The sequence below is a fragment of the Rubinisphaera italica genome, assembly GCF_007859715.1.
In the GTDB taxonomy this organism is placed as follows: domain Bacteria; phylum Planctomycetota; class Planctomycetia; order Planctomycetales; family Planctomycetaceae; genus Rubinisphaera; species Rubinisphaera italica.
This window is the reverse complement of sequence record NZ_SJPG01000001.1, coordinates 294,965-316,127: the sequence shown is the minus strand read 5'-3', so window position 1 is coordinate 316,127 and position 21,163 is coordinate 294,965. Positions and strand designations below refer to the sequence as shown.

Below are 21,163 nucleotides of genomic sequence, written 5' to 3'. Positions count from 1 at the left end.
ATAAGTTTGACTGGGGTCGAACAACGTGAGCCCCCAGTTCTTATTCAGAACTTTGTAGGACAGGCTTCCAGCCTGTCTGCAATTCTCTCTTAAACAGGCTGGAAGCCTGTCCTACGGCAATCGATCTCTAAAAATTTATTTCTTTTCCTGAACAATATACTCACCACCTGCGATCAACTCACGTGCAGTAAACAGGTCCATCGATACATCGTGGCCCAGAGTTGTCATGCGACGAATACATTCCGGCTCATAACCCGTTGCATAGAAAGCTCCTTCGGCTTTGCCATCTGAACTGATTCCGGTCATGCGGTAGACGAAAATGTCTTCCACGTTGTATTCCCCTTCACGAGTTCCAGCCACTTCAGAGATACGCATCACTTTACGTTCGCCAGTGCTCAATCGAGAAACATGTACCAGAATCTGCAGAGCAGAGGCGATGTATCGTCGGGCAACTGTCGGAGTCAATTCGGCACCGGACAACGCGATCATCAATTCAAGACGATCGAGTGCGTCGCGGGTGTCGTTGGCATGAACGGTACTCATCGAACCGTCGTGACCCGTATTCATGGCCTGGAGCATTTCCAGAACTTCACTTCCACGAGCTTCGCCGACGATGATCCGATCCGGACGCATACGCAACGAGTTTCGCAGCAGTTCGCGTTGAGAAATTCCCCCTTTGCCTTCCACGTTCGGCAGGCGGGTTTCCATACTGACAACATCGGTTTGTCGTAACTGAAGCTCGGCGGTTTCTTCGATGGTCAAAACTCGTTCGGTCATCGGAATGAACCGGCTAAGCTGGTTGAGCATCGTCGTTTTACCGGCACCGGTACCACCGCTGAGCAGAATGTTCATTCGGCCTTTCACACAGGCGATCAGGAAGTCGGCCATCTCGCGAGTGAGTGTTCGAGATCGAACCATGTCCTCAAATTCGACAGCTGTTTTACTGAATCGTCGAATGGAAAGCGTTGGCCCCTTGCTCGTAAGGGGCGGGATGACAGCGTGCAGACGAGAACCGTCTGGCAGTTTGGCATCGACCATCGGCGAAACTTCGTCGATACGTCGCCCCGCACGACCGACGAGTCGTTGAATCAGATGCAACAGGTGATTGTTATCGGCAAACCGAACATCGGTTCGTTCCAGTTTACCGCGACGTTCCACAAACACCGTGTCGGCTCCGTTGATCAGCACATCGCTGACTTCTGGATCGTTCATCAATGGTTCGAGGGGACCGAAGCCGTACATCTCGTCCATGATCTCGTTGACCATCTGTTCCCGTTCCGATTCGGGCAGATAGGCGGAGTGCATGTCACACAGATGTGCGGCCAAGGCTCGCAATTGTTTACGAAGTTCGTGTTCAGGAAGTTTGCCTGCTTTTGACAAATCCATCGCATCGATCATTTGACGATGCAGACGTGTTTTCAATTGTTGAAACGCACGTTTGGATTCTGCATTGGATTCGTAGTCGTAATCGGCTTCAGTCATAGTCGCCATGATCAATCTTCCTCAATAACGATTCTGTTTTGACGCACTCGTCAAATTAAGTATTTTCTTATCGCTGGTAGGGCAGGCTGGAAACCTGTCCTGAATATCTCTTCAACCGATACATTCACATGAAAGAGTGATTACCGGCTGACATAAATCTTGTATACGTATTTGTTGGATTCGTTCGTTTTTGGTTCTATCATCATCCTGGCCAGGTTTGGTGGCAGATTCGGGTAGTCGGCCATCTCATTAAAGAATTGAGTCAGCACTGCAGACTTGGTCGTCAGTACAGTCGGTTGAACAATAACGGTAGCCGATTCGCCTGATTCAGGAATCACCTTCAAAATTCGAATAGCGACAACACCTTCACAACTCAATGAGGTCCAGCCGGGAACGTCTATTGCAGTGGCCTGATTATACAATAGACACAACCTCTGTTGACCGATTTGAGATTCCATTGCGAACTGGATGGGTGTCGTAATATTGCCCAGTCCGGTTATTTGCATCTCTTCCTGAGCCTGTAACCGATTATTCCAGGGTTTCATGTCGAGTTGAGTCAAACCGTTGTTGATCTGCTGAATGATTTTCTGGTCGTTCAACTCATTATTGAAGTCGAGCAACTGAACGTTGCCTTTAAGTGGATCCGATTTCAGCGGGACAGATCGGAGGGTGATCTCCGGGATTCCGTCGGACTGTTTTACGACTTCATGTGTGACTTCATTGTATGCGTAATCATCAGCTCCGTGAGCTGCTTCAATCATGTTGGCCCAGGTATCGGTTCGCTTCCCCAGAGGATCATTCGCCAGTATTGCCAGCGGGAGTGCGGGAATCGGTCGTGCCGGTGCCGCAACAAAATGATCGATATGATTATCGAAAGTGACTTCAACAATCATGGTCGCATCGGCATAAGCCCGTTTGGTCACGCCGGGATAAAACAGATTGATCGGGTTCCCTAAATCGCGAGAACGGCTGGCCCGTACTTCGACGACAGAAGGATTTTTATTTGTGAGTAGAAAGACCGTTTCGGGGTCGATGCCATTGTCGACACGACGACCAAACACAATATCGGTGTCATCACCGGTAATTGTCAATGAGACCGGCTGACCGCCAACCAGATTGCTGGCAGCGACTTGGGCGGCTCGTTGTTTGGCCTGTTCGACAGCAGCATCGGCATCGAAGCCAGGTTTGAGAAGTTCATCACCCAGATAGTCACCAGCCGCTGCCAGGGCAGTGGCTTCGGCGACATTCTGAAGTTCAATTTCGGCTGCGTCTATCCATAATTTGTTCATCACCAGAGCCGAGGCAGCGGCAACGACCAGCAACGAGAACGCAATCGCCGGCAACAGCGTACCGCGTCGCGTCGAATTGTTGTTCTGGTTGGAAGGTTGCGTTTTCACAATCGCCTCATTGTCTTGATGATCAAATTTTGCTTGGGAACGGAATGACGAGCCGCAAGCATTTCTGGGAATCAAAAGTGTCTTCAGGCTTTTCCAATTTTACCGGGTTCTAAAAATGAATCACGATAGAAATTCTGGAATCGCCATGTTTCCACGGGGATCGTCAGAACCTGAGTTCACCGGTTCTGACATATACGTGAGATCAGGCAGACGGGTTCAGACGTCCGTTGGAACGCAACTGAGAATTTACCGTATTAGGATTCTGTTGCGTTTCGGGATTGCTGGGCGTCGGCGGTGAAACCTGAGTTCCACGGTAGCCGTTGTAGCCGCCTCGTCCCTGATATCCGTTTCCATATCCGCCATTATTATTTCTCGGTGGAGCCCAGCCCGGGGTTTCAATCCAGGGAGTTGCTCTGTTCCAGTTGTCATCGTAATTATCATCCCACTCGTCACCATAACCGATGACCGAACGAGAACCTCTTCGCCAGATTTCTGTCAGGAAAGGTTTATCCTTTTCTGGTGGTTCTGGCAGTCCCAGGATTTCTTCGAAGTAAGCCCGATCGGCTTCCGCCACATCGACACCTCCAGAACCTGGTCCGTCGGGAGCATATGTCACGACAATCTCACCATGCTTCTGTGCTTCGAGCATGATGTTCGCCTGCATCGGTGTGACTTCGAATGTGATGGTATTTGCACCGCGAGAAAGGTCGGTTCGCTGAGTCATTCGATTGATGGCCAATACGCGGACACCCTTGAACATCGTCATCGTGAATCCACCACGGTAGCGTGCATCGCCCTGGTTATCGTTGATGGAAAGATGCACATCGACGTAGTCATCTGGTTTGATCAAGCCATCGACCAGATCGGTACTGTTGCCCAATCCAATCGTCAGGGCTCGCATGCCTGGATTCATCTCTAATGGAGGCCGTTCATCAGGTGCGTACAATTGATTGGTTTCAATTGCTTGAGCCTGCGGAATATCCTTCTTAGCGTATCGACCAATAATCGCGTCCTTGTTCAGGATTGTTTCGCGAGTCATTTTCGATTCGTCCAGACGACCGTTCACAATGTGATCGCTTGTAATGTAAGTTCCTGCAGGAATATCTGCAGAGGCCATGGGCACTGTTCGCACAGTGCTGACCGGTTCTGGTGCTTCGCCGACCCAGAAAAAGGTCTTAACGATATAAAACAAGACAAGCAGGCCGATGACGCCGAGCATCAGCAACGTAATTAAGGCTGGTGTTAGTACTCTCACGATCCCCTCTCCGATTCCAAAAAGGCTGTCTGATCATTGAAGTCAGACAATTGTTCCCCATTGTATTGCCGAATTCCGGCTGTTCCCAAGCTTATTTCGTCCATGCCGAATTGGCTTTCAGCTCCATCGCGAAAGCCTGAGTCATATTCAATTATTCTTTTTGCATCACCGTTTCAGCAATCAAATATTGATCACTCAAACTGAAACCTACTGGCCAAAGCAGGTCTGGCGAGGCCACACCCATTGGCACTTTGACGACAACCACACACGGGTCGCCGGCATATTTTCCCATTTCTGCTTTTACAACCGCATTCCGAGCCATTTTCGGCCCCAGCGACTGCATCACAGACTCCTGAATAAATTCTTCCGTCGTTCCCGGATAAGTCGCCGCCCGGGCTCCCACCCGACTGGCCTCAACAACAGTTCCTCTTGCGAAAAACAGCATCGAGAATTCGAAAAGACCGAACAGGAGCAGCATCAGAATTGGCAGTGTTAATGCCAGTTCCATACTGCTGAAGCCTTTTCGGGTTATTCGCTTACGATTTGATATCATGTCGATGATCCGAGTTGTCTGTTCAAATTAAAGTCCACGGGAGTGGTGGCCAGCTCACTGTGTAGGCCATGATCAACAAACCCCATGTGGCGAATGCGATAGGTAAAGCATAGGCCATAATTCGACGCTGTTGTTTTTCCTCAACCGTTTCTGCTTTTCGCTTCTCGCCAGCTTTTGTCGGTTTCCCCGTCGCCAGCATTTTCTTTTTCATCCGCTTAGGCCCAATCATCAGTACATTTCCAATCACAATGCAAATGGTGACAAGAACAACAATAAACGTACTGACAATCAGAATGTATAAAGACCATTTGAAACCCATCCAGACGGACAACGCTCCAAACAGTTTCACATCTCCACCGCCTGCTGTGCCGATCATCCATAATAGGAAAAGCACACCAAAACCGACCAGAAATCCCAATCCGCCTGTGGCCAGTCCCGAAAACTGATCGAACACGCCCTGATAAATCCACCCCGCAAAAAACATGGGCAGAGTCAGCTTATTGGGAATCTTGTAATATTTTTGATCCCAGATCGTCGCCGCCACGGTGTAACCAATGACCGCCACTAAAAAAACTACAGGTTGTATCTGATCCATATTGGCCTCGATGCCAGTTTGTGGAAGCAACTGAATCTTCAGGCTTCCCGAGTCAATCAATTGGCCCTGGTTGAATTGTGTGTCAACTTTTCTTGACGCGTGTTAAGTCAATTTCAACCGGGTTTACGCAGTCTGTGTTGCAATCATAACACACGTTTTCACTGCAAAATGTACATGTTGACATTTTCCTACAGATTCCGTGTTTGCATTCGGTCAACAAAACTTCGCAATCGTTTCAATCGCTACCAGCGGTCTGATGCACAAAGCTTGCAGACCACGCACTGCCCTGACAAATACATTGCTGACTTGGCTAGCCCCCTACATATTATTCTCACCGAAACATCTCAAGAAAAACGCCACCGCCGTTGAAGGATCTTTTCAAGTCGCGATAATGAAACTTCACTAGGATTTCATTCATTGCGGATCTCAATATGCTGAAAATTGCCACCAAATTCGCCCCCGACGAAGCCACCTTATCCTTAGCCTGGCGAGCCGGATTCCGCTATGGAGAGTTTTTTCTCACTCCGGAAATTCTGGCAAAAGTCAATGCAATCGTTAAAACAGCCCAAAACTATCCTATCGAATATGTCCCGCATTTCCCCAATAAAAAAGTGACTAAAATGGCAGCTCAAGCCTGCGTTGATCTGTACAAAAGGCTCGATTGCAAAGCGATAGTCATTCATCAACCGATGCTCGATCAATGGGGAGCCAGCATTCAGGAATGGCATCCGGACATTTGCTTCGCGGTCGAGAACCATTATCTCACCGAAGAGCAGTTCTGGGAATGGGCCGATAAAAATCCTGGACTCAATCTCGATATCGAACACCTCTGGAAATTCACGCTGCAGGATGCTCCTCTGCCTCAAGTGGTCGAGTTCTTCTCAAAATTTCTGGACCGCTATGCCGATAAACTCAACCACATCCATCTGCCCGGCTACATCCCTGGAGCCGACGAACATCGTCCGATGTACTGTTCACGCGAATTGATGTATGCCGTTTGGCCATTGCTGGAAAAGAAACAATACACGGGCTTGATTGTCAGCGAGATCAATAAACAGTATCAAACCTTCCAGGACTTACGCATGGACGCTCTGCTCTTCGAAGGCTGGCATTCGCAACAAAAATCAAAATAGACACCATTTTCAATACATCTAAGAAGTAAACACCATGAACCACACGCTAAGTCATCAACAAATCGAACGCGCCCGCAAAGTCATTCCCGGTGGAGTCAACAGCCCTGCTCGTGCCTTCGGAGCCGTGGGCGGGGAACCGGTCGTTATCGATCGAGGGCAGGGAGCCTACCTTTACGACCTGGATGGCAATCAATATATCGATTACATCGGCTCCTGGGGGCCGCAAATTCTCGGGCACCGACATCCGCAAGTGATGCAGGCCATCAGCGATGCCCTCGCCAAAGGAACCAGCTTCGGTGCGCCTTGTGCCGCCGAAACTGAAATGGCTGAGTTCCTCTGTGAAGCCGTTCCGTCTCTCGAAAAAGTCCGCATGGTCAACTCGGGAACCGAAGCAACTATGTCGGCAATTCGCGTCGCCCGTGGATTTACCGGAAGGGATCGCATCATCAAATTCTCCGGTTGTTATCACGGTCATGTCGATAGCCTGCTCGTTCAAGCTGGCAGTGGAGCCCTCACGCTGGGCACTCCGTCCAGCCCCGGCATCCCGAAAGGCTGTACTCAGGATACGCTTTCGCTCGAATACAATGACTGTCAGCAACTTGAAGAGACCTTTGAAAAATTCGGTTCAGAAATTGCCTGTATCATTCTTGAACCTGTCGTCGGTAATATGGGAACCGTCATTCCTGATAAGGAATTTCTGCAGACCTGTCGGGACTTGTGTACAAAGCATGGAACCGTGCTGATTTTCGATGAAGTGATGACCGGCTTCCGCGTTGCGTTTGGATGTGCCCAGAGCCTGTTCGGCATCACACCCGACATGACCGCGCTCGGCAAGATCATCGGCGGGGGCATGCCGGTCGGTGCTTACGGCGGACGAGCAGACATCATGGCCAAGGTCTCTCCAGATGGCCCGGTTTATCAGGCGGGCACGCTTTCCGGAAATCCCGTCGCCATGGCAGCCGGCCTGTCAACTTTAAAATTACTTCGCGATGTCAACCCGTATCCGCATCTCGAATTGATGGGTGAAAAACTGGCAGCTGGTCTGACCGCAGCGGCTCAGGCAGCAGGCATCCCGCATCAACTCGCCCGCGTCGGCAGTATGCTGACCCTGTTCTTTAATCAGCAGGAGGTCAAAAACTACAGCATCTCCAGCCAGAACGACACCTCGCGATTCGCCAAATACTTTCACGGTATGCTCAACCGGGGCATCTATTTGCCATGCAGTCAATACGAGGCGATGTTTATTTCCAACGCCCATACCGAGGAAGATCTGGATAAAACAATTCAGGCGGCTCAAGAAGTTTTGAAAGAGATTGCGTGATCGGCGTATGATGCCTGATGTAAAATCACTATGCGCAATTATTTGACAGTCATGATTTTTCTTTGTATTAGCAAGTTGCTTGGTGGCACGTCCCAGAACGAAGTGATGGGCGTGGAAAATGCGGACGACCACGCCTTTTGTGTTGCTCAGAGAGTGCTACCCATGAACCAATCATTTCGACTTCAATCTTATTCCAACTGTATATTGATTGCACACAGTCATTAAGAGCACTCGGTCATTTTGAACATGTTTTGTAATTCGGCCTCGAGCATCATTACAAAGCAAAGCCCTCAGAATGTTGGATTTTCTGAGGGCTCATGTTTTGTATTCACACATCTGGCAACAGCAAAGAGTGCAGATGGCATTGAATCAATTCGTTCATTCGGATTCTTTTGTCTCGACTTCACCGAATCGAATGTGGCTGCGTTGGATCCAGGCATCGTCTTCTTTGACTGTCGTTGAAGAAACCGATTTCAGCTGCTTGAGGACGTTCCACATCGCCCGGGAAATTTCCGCCTCGTCAGAGTTGATTTCTTCGGATTCCAGTTGTTGCTCAATTCCCTGTTTCGCATAAGGTTCCATCAAGCTCCATAATTTTGACAGATCGACATGACTGAAGCAGGACATCGGCTGATCGATGTTTTCAATCGGGGAATCGATAGTGAGCTTGTTCGATTCCAGTACTTTCATCGCAAAGTTCTTATCACTCGTAATCGCAGCCAGATTGTCGCTAACGACACCAACCGGCAGGATCGGAATTTCATTTTGTCCCTCTGCGATCATCTTTTTCAGATCCTGATGATAGAGTGTTCCCCCTTCGACTTCATCAGCTGTCGGCTTTAAAATCACGACAGGATCAGTATCGTCGGGAGACATCACGCTCGCTTTAACGAGCAATTGATTGAGGGCTTTGCGATAACCATCGCAGGCCTCGACGAGTTTTTCACGATCAGAAATCCCCCAGATTACCCCCACCTGTGGCAAGTAAGGATAAGTTGGGAAATCTTCTTTGATCAGTTCGTTTGGCTCGTCCCGTAAATCGACTGCATCGATCACAAGAGCCGCTTGACCATCGTTGAACGCAGGCACGAACAGTTCGCGGGTGATCCGATCAAACTCGATGACATGCGGACGGATCTGATCCAGTATTGCGGCATAGATATACCGTTCGTTTGCACCTTCTGGATAGAAAGCCAGTACTCCTTTATTAATGTACCACCATGTTCTCGTGATCCATTTTGAGCGGAATTCATACACTTCGGGACGATAGGCTTTGCGACCAGCGACGACGAGAAGCGGCTGGCCTCCGACATGGTCGATAATAGTCAGTGGTTGAGAGCCATCGCGTTCCGGATGTTCCGACCAGTTATAACTGACGCGATCCAAGCCCTCAGCCGTCATCAGACTGTAACCGAGATGAGCCCCCGGTTTTGACTGAAACTTCTGCAGATCCCGACCGAAATCAACCACATCCTCAGCGGCCTGATCAGATATGACTTTAGCGATACCCTCAGACTCTTCACTTTGATTGCGAATCTCCTGAGCCCAGTTTTCATAGCCTTTGAGGTTGCCATCTTTTTTCCAGCCAACCTGAGCCATGCCTTCACTGTAATAAGTGACGGAGGTCACTTTCTGATCAGCCAGTTCGAGCAGCTTCGCCATGTGAGGATGATCAATCAGCCGTTTGTCTCCAGTGGGACGTTTCAAGTGCTTAAGATCACCACCCATTGAAAGCAGAACCGAATGATCCCGCACTCCCAAAGCCATGATGAAGGAGCGTTTGCGGATTCCATCGAGAAAGAACTCAAGAAGGGCTTCCTGATTGCGAGTCATTTCTGAGCGATCGATCAGATAGAACGGAATCCAGCTGCCGGGAATTTTGACAGTCAGATATTCAACGCCATCGACCATCTTTACCTGAAAGGAATCACGATAAGCCTGGACGGTTTCATCATCTGAATTCTCAAGCTGTTCCTGAATCGTCTCTTTCAGTTGTCCAAACAGTTTCTGTGCCCGCTGTTCGTCTTCGACCTGACATCCAAAGACAATGTTCGGCAATTGAATATTGAGATACTGTTGAATTGGCAGCGTTTTAAGTTTCTCCAGAAGCTTGGCGGCTTTTTCATCATCGGTCAGATCAGAATTGGAGCCGGAAAATCGCTGCATCGTGTTTATGACAAACTGAAACGACTTTGGCATTGTTACCCAGCTGGAATCTCCATACACAAAGACTTCATGAGATGCAGCATCTTTCAGAAAAGCCAACGCCTCCTCGCCATGTTCGGTCTTCTTCAAACCCTTCAAAAAGTCATCGAAATTCTGAGTATCGACATCCACTTCAACTTCGACCGATTTTTCATCCCCTTGGACTTCAATCTCCAGAGCCTCATCAGCCTCGATTGTGACTTGCAACTTTTTCTTATCACGTCGATTCCATTGATTCTGAAATGCTTCAAGGTGAATCAGTTTCTGAATCGCAGGATTCGATTTGATTGCCTCGTATTGTTCACGATGCAAACGACTGACGGCCAGGAATGGTGTATCAAGCGGTAACTGCCCGACAATCGAATCTTCACGCAGATCATCGGCCTGCACCTGCAAAGGAACTGCAGCAGTGCAGAAAATCAGAGCTATCAGCAGACAAAATTTTACAGGCATGCTGTTCGGTGAGGTGAGAGTCATCTTTATTCGTTCCTTGATTATTGACTGGTGAGGGTGTCCATCTAGTCAAACTTAACAAACCACATTCCGATGCACGAGTGTTAACAAAAAGATCATCGCTGAAATGAAAGCAGCAAAATTCTGCTTATTCATTAGATCATAAATTTTGGAACCGCCAAGACGCCAAGTTCACGAAGAGGTAAAATCGTTGACCTCATTATGTATCTGGATATTCAAATCAAATCAAAACTCTCTCTGTATCTTGGCGTCTTGGCGATTCAATATTTCTTAACTTAATCGGTAAAACTCGCCAGAAATCAGGTTTCGCCTCACTTTTACCTTGAGCATTCTTAATAAGTCTCTGCAGCATATGGCAGGAGCAAATCCGGCGATTTTTGGTCATTTGGTGCTCATGCGACTGCAGAAACCATTTGAAAATGGCCTAAGTCTCCCTTGTGAAAGAACATCGGAACAGACTAAGCTTCGCAACGTATTCGTTCAGATCGATGTCAGTCATTGATTTGATCTCTTTTCACCGCACCGTTCGTGAAGTTTCAAATTCTTTCGATGAATCAGATAGCCTTACTGGGAGCGACCGGCTCGATTGGAACGAGTTGTCTGGATGTCGTCCGGGCTCATGCGGATCAGATTCAGATTCGAGCGGTTTCCGCTCATCGGAACTGGCGAGAACTGGCGAAAATCTGCCATGAGTTTCAGCCTGCGGTGGCGATATTGGCTGATGAAACTGTTCAAAACGAAGCGATTCTCAGCGATTTTCCCTCAAAAACTGAAGTCCGATTCGGTTCTGAGGCAGTGACCGAAGTTGCTGCGTTTGAAGAAATCGACACAGTGGTTGCTGCAATTGTGGGAGCAGCCGGGCTGGCCAGCTCCTATGCAGCTGTCAAAGCGGGCAAACGGGTTGCGATTGCCAATAAGGAGACGCTCGTCGTCGCTGGCCCTATTATTATGGAACTGGCTCGCGAATCTGGAAGTGAATTGATTCCCGTCGACAGTGAGCACTCCGCTATTTTTCAGGCATTACTGGCGGGGAATCAGCGAGATGTTGCAAAAATTGTGCTGACATCCAGTGGTGGGCCGTTTCGAGGATTATCACGCGAGGAAATCGCCAGCAAAACGCCGGAACAAGCCCTGAAACATCCGACTTGGGATATGGGGCCGAAAATCACAATTGATTCTGCAACTCTGATGAACAAGGCTCTGGAAGTCATTGAAGCTCGCTGGTTGTTTAATTTACAAGCCGAGCAAATTGAGGTTGTCGTACACCCGCAATCGATCGTGCATTCGTTTGTCGAATATCGAGATGGATCAGTAATTGCTCAACTGTCTCCTCCAGATATGAGATTACCAATACAATATGCTTTGTCGTATCCTCAACGCTGGGAAGCAGTTGCGCCTCGTTTTGACTTTAAAACGAATCAGCAACTTGATTTTTCTCCTCCTGATCTCGCAACATTCCCTGCGCTTAAGCTAGGATTTGACGTAGCAAAGCTAGGAGGCACATCGGGTTCCGTCCTGAATGCCGCCAATGAGATAGCCGTTTCGCGCTATCTTCAGAATGAACTTTCGTTTTATGATATCGAGCGCGTTTGCCGGGAAGTCCTGTCAGCGCATGAATTTATCGCATCACCAACTTTGGATGAATTAGTCGCCCTGGATGATTGGGCGCGCAAGGAGACAACTCTGTGGCAACCCTAATCGCTGCCAGCGTCCTCGCGGTCAGTCTGAGTAGCATTCAGAATATTCTCATCGTGGCACTTGGCCTCGGACTGGTCATTTTCTTCCACGAACTGGGGCATTTCGCCGTTGCCAAATGGTGCGATGTGAATGTCGAACGCTTCAGTATTGGCTTCGGCCCGATTCTCCTCTCCTGGAAATGGGGTGAGACGGAATACGCACTCTCCCTGATCCCCTTTGGTGGTTACGTGAAGATGCTCGGCCAGGACGATGCCGACCCGTCTCAATTGACCAGTGAAGAAGTCGCCGAAGATCCTCGATCATACATTGCAAAGAATGTGCCTCAGCGGATGGCGATCATTTCTGCCGGTGTGATTATGAATATCATCACTGGCCTGCTGTTCTTCGCCTTTGCCTTCCAGCAGGGCGTGGAAGTTCCCCCCTCTGAGTTAGGAACCGTTTTCGTAGGCAAACCAGCTTGGGAAGCCGGTTTGCGTGAGGGAGATCGTCTTACCGAAATCAACGGTCGTGATGTCAGCACCTTTGGCGACATTATTCGAGCCACAGCCTTGAGTTCATCCGAGTATCTGGATGTCAAAGGTGTGCACTACGATGGCGGAGAATTCGAAGCTCGCATCTTCCCGACGATGAATGGAACCCGCCGAGAAATTGGTGTCGAACCCATTCGCGGCCTGGCCCTGGCTCCGAAAGAATTTGTCCCCAACGGCGATGCGACACTGGCTGGTACAGCTGCCAATAAAGCCTCTCCTCCTTTCAAACCTGGGGATGAAATTGTTTCTCTCGATGGTGAGAAGCTCGATGGATTTGCGGGACTCCAGAATTATCTGGCTAGTCATCGGGGAGACACTGTGGAATTCAATGTCAAACGGACCGATGAAAACAATAAAAGCTCAGATGTTGAAATTACAGTGGGACCACAGGGTTTCCGCACACTTGGTTTATGGATGGATATCGGCCAGATCGAAGCTGTTCAGGTTGGTTCGCCAGCTGAAAAAGCGGGTTTGAAAACGGGCGATAAAATAGTCCGCATTGATGATCTTGATGTTGGTAAAGATATCAATCCCCTGACGTTGCCTGACTATTTTGCAGAGCGTCACGGACAGGAAATTTCGGTTGTCGTCAATCGCGAAGAAAAAGGCTCGGGAGCCAAAAGTCACGATTTGGTCATCACTCCGCTCGATATTCCGGGCTGGATTGAACGCCCCTCTTCAGCCAACACTCCCCTTTCTGTGCAGTCAATCGGGATCGCATTCCACATGATTCCAACTGTCCTGAAAGTTCAGGAAGGCAGCCCGGCTGATGGGAAAGTTAAAGCGGGAGATCAAATTCAGCAGGTTGAATTAGTTCTTCCCAAGGGGACTGAAAAGCCGGATATTATGGATAAACTCGATCCCGTAGTGATTGAATTGAATGAGTCGAATCGCAACTGGATGTATGCGTTCTGGCAACTTCAGGTGGCCAACTCCCGCGATATCCGCCTCAAAATTGTCCGAGATGGATCTGCTCCAGAAACGGTCACCTTTACCCCGACTCGCTCCGAGGACTGGTTCCTGCCCACACGAGGCATCATGATGAGCCTGCTTTCGGTTTCACAAAAAGCAGACAGCTTTGGTGAAGCGATTCAAATGGGAGTCTCTCACACAAAGAATTCCGCATTCGATATCTATCTGACTCTGCGGAATCTGATCACGCAAAACTTGTCCGTTAAAGAACTGCACGGACCGATTGGAATTGCCAAAGTCGCCTATCAGGTTTCCCAGCAGGGAATCGCCGAGTTGTCGATGTTCCTTGGTTTCCTCAGTATCAACCTGGCTGTCCTGAACTTCCTGCCAATTCCTGTACTCGATGGCGGACATATGATCTTCCTGATTTACGAAGGCATCACCCGTAAAAAACCAAGCGAACGGGTTCTGATAGCCGCAACCTATATTGGTATGGCATTCGTGCTGAGTCTAATGGTGCTCGTCATCTTCCTGGATGTCTTCGTGCACGGCTTTTAAAAGTAGGGTGCGTTTAAACGCACCTTTCTCGAAGTGTTATTGCACGAGAATAAACAATACCCGTCAAATTCGGTGACAGTGAAAGGTGCGTCAAGACGCGCCCTACTGGACTGAAACATTACGATACTGTCCATATTTGTACATGTATTGAGTCGTAAATGCTCAATTATTTCTTCGCAAAAATCTGTGGCAGTGTCAGACGGGAATCGAAAATTGCCTGAGGCATGTTAAAGTCGATCGCGCAGCGGGGGATGTCGTAGGGGTCGACCGAAACACAGGATTCATAGTTCCCATAGAAACTGAATCCATATTTGTAACCTGCCTCTTTGAGAAGATGTTTCGTTTCGGCTGAGAACATATGAGCCTGTCCGACAGGGTAGGCAAAGGCTTGAGGTTCAATTCCCAATTTTTCAATCAACCGAGCCCGACTTTCGAAAATCTCACGCCGCTGCGTTTTGCCGGACTGTTGAGCAAGAATCGGATGGTCGACGGTATGTCCGCCAAAATCCATGCCCGAGTTTGACATCTCGTGCATCATTTCCCAGGTCATCCACATTTTGTCCGCCAGCTCTACAGGACAACGTCCCGCTTGCGTCTGCTTTGCGAGATCGTTGAGATACAGTTCCGTCTGATTCCCTGTCAAAGTCCAGTATTTCCGAACGGCTGCTCCCAAAGCCGAGCTACGATCCTGTTCAGGTATAATAAGCCCTTCTGGAAACCAGACACTGCCCGGCAACTTGTTCACTTTTGATTGCCGAATCATCCAGGCAATTTCGTCCCACCAGGCAATTCGAGGCTGATCAACAAAGCCAGTCGCCACAAAAAACGTCGCAGGCACATCGGCCGCTTTGAGTACTGGAAATGCCAGATCGTAATTGTCACGGTAACCATCATCGAAGGTAATCAGTACCGATTTCCCCGTTCGACGTTTCAAAACCTCGTCCAGATCAGAGATACGTATTACATCGGCGTGACGTTTGTAATGTTTGAGCTGAAGTTCCAGTCCTTCAGAAGTCGCGCTGAACAGATTTTGGTCAAAAGGGCAAGCGGAAGATTGTCCAATCCGATGATAATTGACGACAAGCAAACCAGACCAGGTCGGTAGTCTGTGCAAAACGGCATTCATTCCCGATGATCTCATCACACTGGCGAGGAGTTTCTTTTTTGGAATGGGAACAAGTTTATTCACCAGTAGCATAGGAAATGACTTTTCATGCTTGATCTTGTGAGTGGCAATGAACGCTCAGTAAGTCTTGTTATTTGAATTGCTCACTTACTCGGATTGATGTTTAATCCGTAGTAAACTCAGCCATTTTTGATTGGGAACGGACGAACGCTTCTCATTCGCGGACTCATCGGACAATTGAACACCAAGAGAGGGAAGCTCAGTCGGGTCGAGATTATGCTTCTTGACATATTTCTGCAGTTGGACACGATACTGCCTCAACTGTGTCGATTCACGGCTAATACGGGCCCGCTCCAGTGACATAGTCACTTCATTCAGGCGAGCCTGCTCCCGCAAATGCGATTCGAGTTCCTGCAGACTTCCCACCAGTTCTTCAGGGCATTCCGAGATCACTTCCCAGTTGATCGGCTGGATTAAACCTGACTTCAGTCGCAGGTCCCGATACATCGAAATACAGTTCTCGATGTAATCATCTCGAGTTTGAATTGCAGAAATCATTTCTTCGTGATTCGCTTGCTCAAAATCAACTGCAGCAGGAGTTGGGGGAAGAGGATCGATCGATGTGATTACATCTTCATCCGCTTCAATCTCATTTAAGGATTCATCAAATACTTCATCAGTTATTTCGGGAGTGGCACCAAAGAGAACATCCTTCAATGCATCGAGTTGCAAGCCGGTCGGTCTGTTGTCGTCGTCTTCAGGAGACCAGTTCCTGGTCGTCGATTGCTCAGCCGGTAGCTGGATATTGGAGACGGAACTTTTCAGATCCTCGATTTGAGATTCGATTCGTTCCAGGCAACTTGCAATCTGCGACTCCTCCCACTGCTCAATCAGATAATTGAGATTGGTCGAGAGTTGTTCATTCAGAGGATTGATGACCTTACTCTCTTGAGCATTGTGCAGTCCAGATCGGCCGCCCGAGCGATGCATTCGATCCAACTGCTCGGCCGCCTGCTCCAACTGTTGTGTCAGCGCAGTGACGAGTTCATCCTTCTCATCGAGCTGTTGTTGGAGTTCATCGATGGACATGCTATTTAGCTACCGAGCCATTCTCTCATAAGTGTAAGATTTTCAGGAACTTCATTCCTCGAAGAAATGAGATTCTGCGTATCAGAACACACCATTCCCATTCTAGTGAGTTGTTTTAGGAAGATGGATTATGTTGTGTTCACGCTTCAAATCTAGCTTGAGGAGACGGCTGAGGATTGATTTGATCGAGATGGAATGCGCATTGAAGTGTCAAAGTTATCGAATGTAACGATTCTGACATTGTGAAGACGTTTGAAAACCGTTCGGGGTGAATTCTCTGTCCGAATGAACTGCAATTGACAGCGACGGCGTTTGACAACTAAACAGGTGAGGTCTCAGACCGTTATGTGCCGATTGCATCGAGGAATTTAGATTTTGAAGCTTCGGACCTCAAATTACCAATTGCTCTGCTCATTTACGCAAGTTGTTATGGCCGTTGCGGTTACGCTATCCGTGCACACTCAGACTGCTTTGGCTGAGGAATGGCCAGTCACATTTACACATGAGAATTTTCGCGTACAGTCACAGGTTGCAACCGAAAAAATTCTACCCGCGATTCAGTCTTTACCTCTGTTGCAGCAACAGATTTCATATGATTTGGGGATTACAGTTTATGATGAGACGATCGATGTCATGGTTTTCTCATCATCCTATCATTATCGAAACTACATTCGCCCCCGTATTCCCGAAGCGGTCAATCGTCCCGCGCTATTTGTGAAGGCACCAGACCGTCTCTACGTATTTGTGATTTACTCCCGGAGTTGGGAAACCGATTTGCGACACGAAACAACCCATGCAACGCTCCATGGATCGATGCCCTACTTGCCAATCTGGGTCGATGAAGGCCTCGCCAAGTATTTTGAAGTGCCTGCTGAAATTAAGGGACGAAATGAGGAATTGTTATCGAATCTGAAATGGCGTTTTCGCTTCCGTCAACCGATCCGCACCCGTGAACTCGAAGAGATGCAGGATCTGACGGACATGCGTCCCGAACATTACCGGGACAGCTGGGCCTGGATGTATTTCTGTATGCATCACTCTCAGGCGAGCAAAGAGTTATTACAAAGCTATCTCAAAGAAATTCAGAATGAAGAAGTGGTCGGCTCGTTCGTGGATCGATTGCTTGCCTTGTTTCCAGAACTGCAAAAAACCGCCAAAGAGTTCTTTTAAAGCATTTTCTGCCAGCTTCAGTATGTTCGAGAAACAATAGCGATCTCGCATAAAAAAGAGGACTCTGCAATAAGAGTCCTCCTGGATTGTCAGGCTTAACTCGAACTACTTGGAGGCTCGCTTTTTAGCCAATGCCATCCCTTTGCTCATCGTATCCGCAAAGTCATCGGCATCCATTTTGCAAAGCACATCGAAAGCGACTGCGAGAACTCGTTTGGTTTCTGCGGCGTTAATCTGAGTTTTGGAGGTGTCTGTAAGTCGGGAAACTTCGTTGTAGAAATCGGCAATTTTCATCGTATCTCCTCATGGGGCTACATGCTGATTTTGACCGCGAGCGGGTCGATGAAGTTCAAATCAGCAGTCGGATTTGTGAATTCATATCCTGACAAACGAGAATCATTCGTCAATCCGAGACCGTCAAGATTTTTGCAAACTCTCATAAAGTTCTTAACTAGTGTGGTGTTTTGCAAAGCTCCAGCCGGGAGATCATTCCAGACTTGGGGGATGAGTTTCCAGATATTATTGACACAGTGAGTACAGAAGACTCAGGGTTATTATTGGAGGAGTCTCATGAATATTCTCAGAGAACTTTGTGCGACTAACGATTCATCGTTGTATGGCTTGCGCAGGATTTGAAAACCACTGGCCTTTATCATCAGGCTCGTCTGTTTCTGCAGGAAATGGCAGAGACTGGTCAATTCTCACCGGTAGAACCGTTGGATTACATTGAATGAGGCATGTTTACCGAGATATTTTATCAAATTGCTTTTGAATGACACTTCAAAGACGATATAATAAATAAGTAGGCCATGATGTTAAGAAAGTTAATCTGGTTGAACTCCCTCCTGATCCAACCCCACCCGGATAATAATATGATGAATTGCGTCCGCAAAATTCTGTTCGTGTGCTTTGCGCTTCTGGTTACGAATGCATCGACCGGTTTTGCAGCTGAAACAATCACAAAAGAACAGGCGGATTTCTTTGAGAATAAGGTTCGTCCAATTCTGGTCGAGCATTGTTATGAATGCCACGGCACGAAGAAGCAATGGGCAGATTTGCGTCTCGATAGCCATGCTGCCATTCTTAAAGGTGGCGAAAGTGGACCTGCCATTGAAGCAGGAAATCCTGACGAGAGCCGTATCATTCAAGTGATTCGCTATTCTGAAGACGATTCTCAGATGCCGCCTGAAGGAAAAATGTCAGACGAGCAAATTGCCAGCCTCACTCAATGGGTTTCGCAGGGTGCCCGCTGGCCGGAATCTTCACCGCAGGTTTCAGAACTCGATTATTTTGAGCGTGCAAGAACGCATTGGGCCTTTCAGCCGATCATACCAGTAAAGTTGCCAGGTGTCAGCGAGAAAATTCGCGTTGCTAATCCGATCGATCGCTTTATTGGTCAAAAAGTCGAAGAGGCTGGTCTGGAGCAATCTCCGCGAGCTGAAGCTCGTCAGCAACTCCGTCGGCTCGCGTTTGATCTGACCGGTTTGCCTCCCTCGTACGAAGAGGTTAAGCAGTTTGAAACCAATTCGAGTGATGCCGCCTGGAGTCAGGCGATTGATCGATATCTGGCCTCGAAGGACTTCGGACAGAAATGGGCTCGACACTGGCTCGATCTGGCGCGGTATGCCGATACGAAAGGATATGTCTTTACCGAAGAGCGACGTTATCCATTTGCCTACACCTATCGCGATTATGTGATTGATGCTCTGAACATCGATCTCCCTTACGACCAGTTTATTATTGAACAACTCGCGGCTGATCTGATGCCGGAGCGTCGTAGCGAGGAATCGTTGGCGGCTCTCGGATTTTTGACAGTTGGCAACCGTTTCCTGAATAAGTCGCAGGAAATTTATGATGACCGTATCGATGTGACCGTTCGAGGCTTGATGGGCCTGACGGTTGCCTGTGCCCGCTGTCATGATCATAAATTCGATCCGCTCGAACAGGCTGATTATTATTCGCTTTACGGTGTATTTGCCAGCTGTGAAGAACCGGAACGGTTACCTCAAATCGGCGATCCACCCGATGAAGCCGCCTTTAAAAAGTACAAGGAAGAACTGGCCAAACTGGAGCAGAATCTTCACGATTATGAGAATAAGTTGGCTGGGGAAATTTCCAGCGAAGCGAAGTCTCATATCGAAAACTATCTTCTGGAAGTTGCTGATAAACTGAAGCATCAGACAGGTCGGTATGAATTGAAAGAGAAGTACGAAATTCGCAGGCGACTCAGCGACCAATTCCTGGCTTACCTGCGTCAGCGAGATGTGAATGATCCTGTGTTTGGAGCTTGGAGACGGGTGATCAATCTCAAGCCGGAAGACTTCGACAAGGATGCTGAAATCCGTTTGGGCAATGTTCTTCAGCAAATGGAACAAGGTAAGTACGAACCGAATCCGCTGGTAAAAGTAAGGTTGATCAATAATCGTCCCGTGCACATGTACGATTATGTCAAACTGTATTCGGAACTCATCACAACAGCTTACAAGCCCGAAGCAGAACTTCCGGAAGATCAGCGGGAAAACTGGAGGCAGATTCGCGAACATTTGACAGCAACCGGATTCCCTGTCGATATCGATGGAACGGAAGCGGTGGCATTGTTTCACCGGGATGAACGAAATAAACATCGGGCACTGGAAAAGAAAATCGATGCTCACATGGTGACTTCGCCAGGTTCACCGCCGCGAGCGATGGTTCTGAATGATAAAGACAAGCCGATCACACCGTATATTTTCAAACGGGGAAATCCAGGAATGCGGGGAGATCAGATTCCACGCCGCTTCCTCAAAGTTCTCAGCTCAGTCGACAGTGAACCGTTCAGTAACGAATCAAGTGGACGGCTCAAGCTGGCTCAGGATATTTCCTCGAAGAAAAATCCTTTGACGGCTCGGGTATTTGTGAATCGTATCTGGATGCAATTGATCGGTCAGCCTTTGGTTCAGGAAACGAGCGATTTCGGATTACGAACCGCTCCTCCGTCACATCCCGAACTGCTGGATGATTTATCATATCGATTTATGGAAAATAACTGGTCGGTCAAATGGTTGATCAAAGAGATTGTCAGTTCGGAAACATATCGACAAACCAGTCAGGCCAATGCCGCTGGCAAACAGAATGATCTGGAAAACATTTTGGTCTGGCGGATGAATCGGAAACGGTTGCCGTTCGAGTCGATGCGAGATTCCATCCTCTTAACAGTCGGTGTACTCGATAAAAGCCTGAAAGGTCGCTCCGAACAACTCGAAGGAGACAAGCCGACCTTCCGCCGTGCGATTTATGGATACATCGATCGCAATAATGTTTCCCAACTGCTGCAGAATTTCGATGTCGCCGGGCCAAGTGTTTCGGTCTCTGCACGTACAGAAACGGTTGTTCCGCAGCAGCCGTTGTATTTAATGAATTCCCCGTTTGTGCAGGATTTGTGTCAACGTTTGTCTGAGGACGTTCAAAAGGAATTGGCTTCAGACAATTCGGAAAACGCTTTCACGACCGCACTTTATCATCGAGTTTTACAGCGCGAGCCGAGCGGAGAGGAGTTGAACTGGTGCGTGGACTATCTGAAGACTCACAAGGATCAGAAAGCCGGTCAAAAAGAACTGGCCCAGGCGTTGATTCTGACCAACGAATTTTTGTTTGTTGATTAAGTGATGACCTACAGAAGTCAGTCA

The 21,163-nt window shown here is 48.3% G+C and carries 15 protein-coding genes; 6 read left to right on the top strand and 9 right to left on the bottom strand.

Annotation, left to right across the window (positions count from 1 at the left end; all coding sequences use genetic code 11):
* Positions 1 to 135: 135 nt before the first annotated feature.
* From Pan54_RS01250 to Pan54_RS01230, 5 genes are all read right to left on the bottom strand, one after another.
* On the bottom strand, positions 136 to 1,491 hold the full coding sequence (locus Pan54_RS01250) for a CpaF family protein (protein ID WP_242631185.1): 1,356 nt from the start codon (positions 1,489 to 1,491) through the stop codon (positions 136 to 138).
* Positions 1,492 to 1,622: 131 nt separating this feature from the next.
* Complete coding sequence (locus Pan54_RS01245) at positions 1,623 to 2,879, bottom strand: hypothetical protein (RefSeq protein ID WP_146501707.1); 1,257 nt, start codon at positions 2,877 to 2,879, stop codon at positions 1,623 to 1,625.
* Positions 2,880 to 3,081: 202 nt separating this feature from the next.
* Positions 3,082 to 4,134 carry a Flp pilus assembly protein CpaB gene (cpaB, locus tag Pan54_RS01240; RefSeq protein WP_146501705.1) on the bottom strand — a complete coding sequence of 351 codons (1,053 nt, stop codon included), beginning with the start codon at positions 4,132 to 4,134 and terminating at the stop codon, positions 3,082 to 3,084.
* A gap of 151 nt (positions 4,135 to 4,285) precedes the next feature.
* On the bottom strand, positions 4,286 to 4,687 hold the full coding sequence (locus tag Pan54_RS01235) for a TadE/TadG family type IV pilus assembly protein (RefSeq protein WP_146501703.1): 402 nt from the start codon (positions 4,685 to 4,687) through the stop codon (positions 4,286 to 4,288).
* Between the two features lie 22 nt (positions 4,688 to 4,709).
* Positions 4,710 to 5,282, bottom strand: coding sequence for a prepilin peptidase (locus tag Pan54_RS01230; protein WP_146501701.1), 573 nt, complete (start codon positions 5,280 to 5,282; stop codon positions 4,710 to 4,712).
* Positions 5,283 to 5,713: 431 nt separating this feature from the next.
* On the opposite strand from Pan54_RS01230, the gene Pan54_RS01225 reads away from it, so the two are divergent.
* Together Pan54_RS01225 and hemL are read left to right on the top strand one after the other, a co-directional pair.
* Positions 5,714 to 6,415 (top strand): hypothetical protein, encoded by a 702-nt coding sequence (locus Pan54_RS01225; RefSeq protein WP_146501699.1) that lies wholly within the window; start codon positions 5,714 to 5,716, stop codon positions 6,413 to 6,415.
* Between the two features lie 34 nt (positions 6,416 to 6,449).
* Complete coding sequence (gene hemL / locus Pan54_RS01220; RefSeq protein ID WP_146501697.1) at positions 6,450 to 7,736, top strand: glutamate-1-semialdehyde 2,1-aminomutase; 1,287 nt, start codon at positions 6,450 to 6,452, stop codon at positions 7,734 to 7,736.
* Positions 7,737 to 8,114: 378 nt separating this feature from the next.
* Here hemL and Pan54_RS01215 read toward each other — a convergent pair whose 3' ends face one another.
* A complete protein-coding gene (locus Pan54_RS01215) occupies positions 8,115 to 10,418 on the bottom strand; it encodes a hypothetical protein (RefSeq protein ID WP_146501695.1) in 2,304 nt (767 codons plus the stop codon).
* 546 nt (positions 10,419 to 10,964) lie between these two features.
* On the opposite strand from Pan54_RS01215, the gene Pan54_RS01210 reads away from it, so the two are divergent.
* Together Pan54_RS01210 and Pan54_RS01205 are read left to right on the top strand one after the other, a co-directional pair.
* Entirely contained in the window at positions 10,965 to 12,113 is a 1,149-nt protein-coding gene (locus Pan54_RS01210) for a 1-deoxy-D-xylulose-5-phosphate reductoisomerase (RefSeq protein ID WP_146501694.1), read from the top strand.
* Entirely contained in the window at positions 12,101 to 14,113 is a 2,013-nt protein-coding gene (locus Pan54_RS01205; protein ID WP_165441511.1) for a site-2 protease family protein, read from the top strand. The genes Pan54_RS01210 and Pan54_RS01205 overlap by 13 nt, the downstream gene beginning before the upstream one ends.
* Before the next feature lie 166 nt (positions 14,114 to 14,279).
* Here Pan54_RS01205 and Pan54_RS01200 read toward each other — a convergent pair whose 3' ends face one another.
* Both Pan54_RS01200 and Pan54_RS01195 read right to left on the bottom strand, forming a co-directional pair.
* Positions 14,280 to 15,311, bottom strand: coding sequence for a polysaccharide deacetylase family protein (locus Pan54_RS01200; RefSeq protein WP_146501690.1), 1,032 nt, complete (start codon positions 15,309 to 15,311; stop codon positions 14,280 to 14,282).
* Between the two features lie 75 nt (positions 15,312 to 15,386).
* The gene (locus Pan54_RS01195; RefSeq protein WP_146501688.1) at positions 15,387 to 16,328 is read right to left on the bottom strand and encodes a hypothetical protein; all 942 of its coding nucleotides are present in this window, start codon (positions 16,326 to 16,328) and stop codon (positions 15,387 to 15,389) included.
* A gap of 429 nt (positions 16,329 to 16,757) precedes the next feature.
* Here Pan54_RS01195 and Pan54_RS01190 point away from each other — a divergent pair, with 429 nt between their 5' ends.
* Entirely contained in the window at positions 16,758 to 17,498 is a 741-nt protein-coding gene (locus Pan54_RS01190; protein WP_146501686.1) for a hypothetical protein, read from the top strand.
* A 105-nt stretch (positions 17,499 to 17,603) separates the two neighbouring features.
* Here Pan54_RS01190 and Pan54_RS01185 read toward each other — a convergent pair whose 3' ends face one another.
* Positions 17,604 to 17,792: a hypothetical protein gene (locus Pan54_RS01185; RefSeq protein ID WP_146501684.1), complete on the bottom strand. Its 189-nt coding sequence runs from the start codon at positions 17,790 to 17,792 to the stop codon at positions 17,604 to 17,606.
* A gap of 578 nt (positions 17,793 to 18,370) precedes the next feature.
* Here Pan54_RS01185 and Pan54_RS01180 point away from each other — a divergent pair.
* Entirely contained in the window at positions 18,371 to 21,139 is a 2,769-nt protein-coding gene (locus tag Pan54_RS01180; RefSeq protein ID WP_165441509.1) for a PSD1 and planctomycete cytochrome C domain-containing protein, read from the top strand.
* Positions 21,140 to 21,163: the final 24 nt, after the last annotated feature.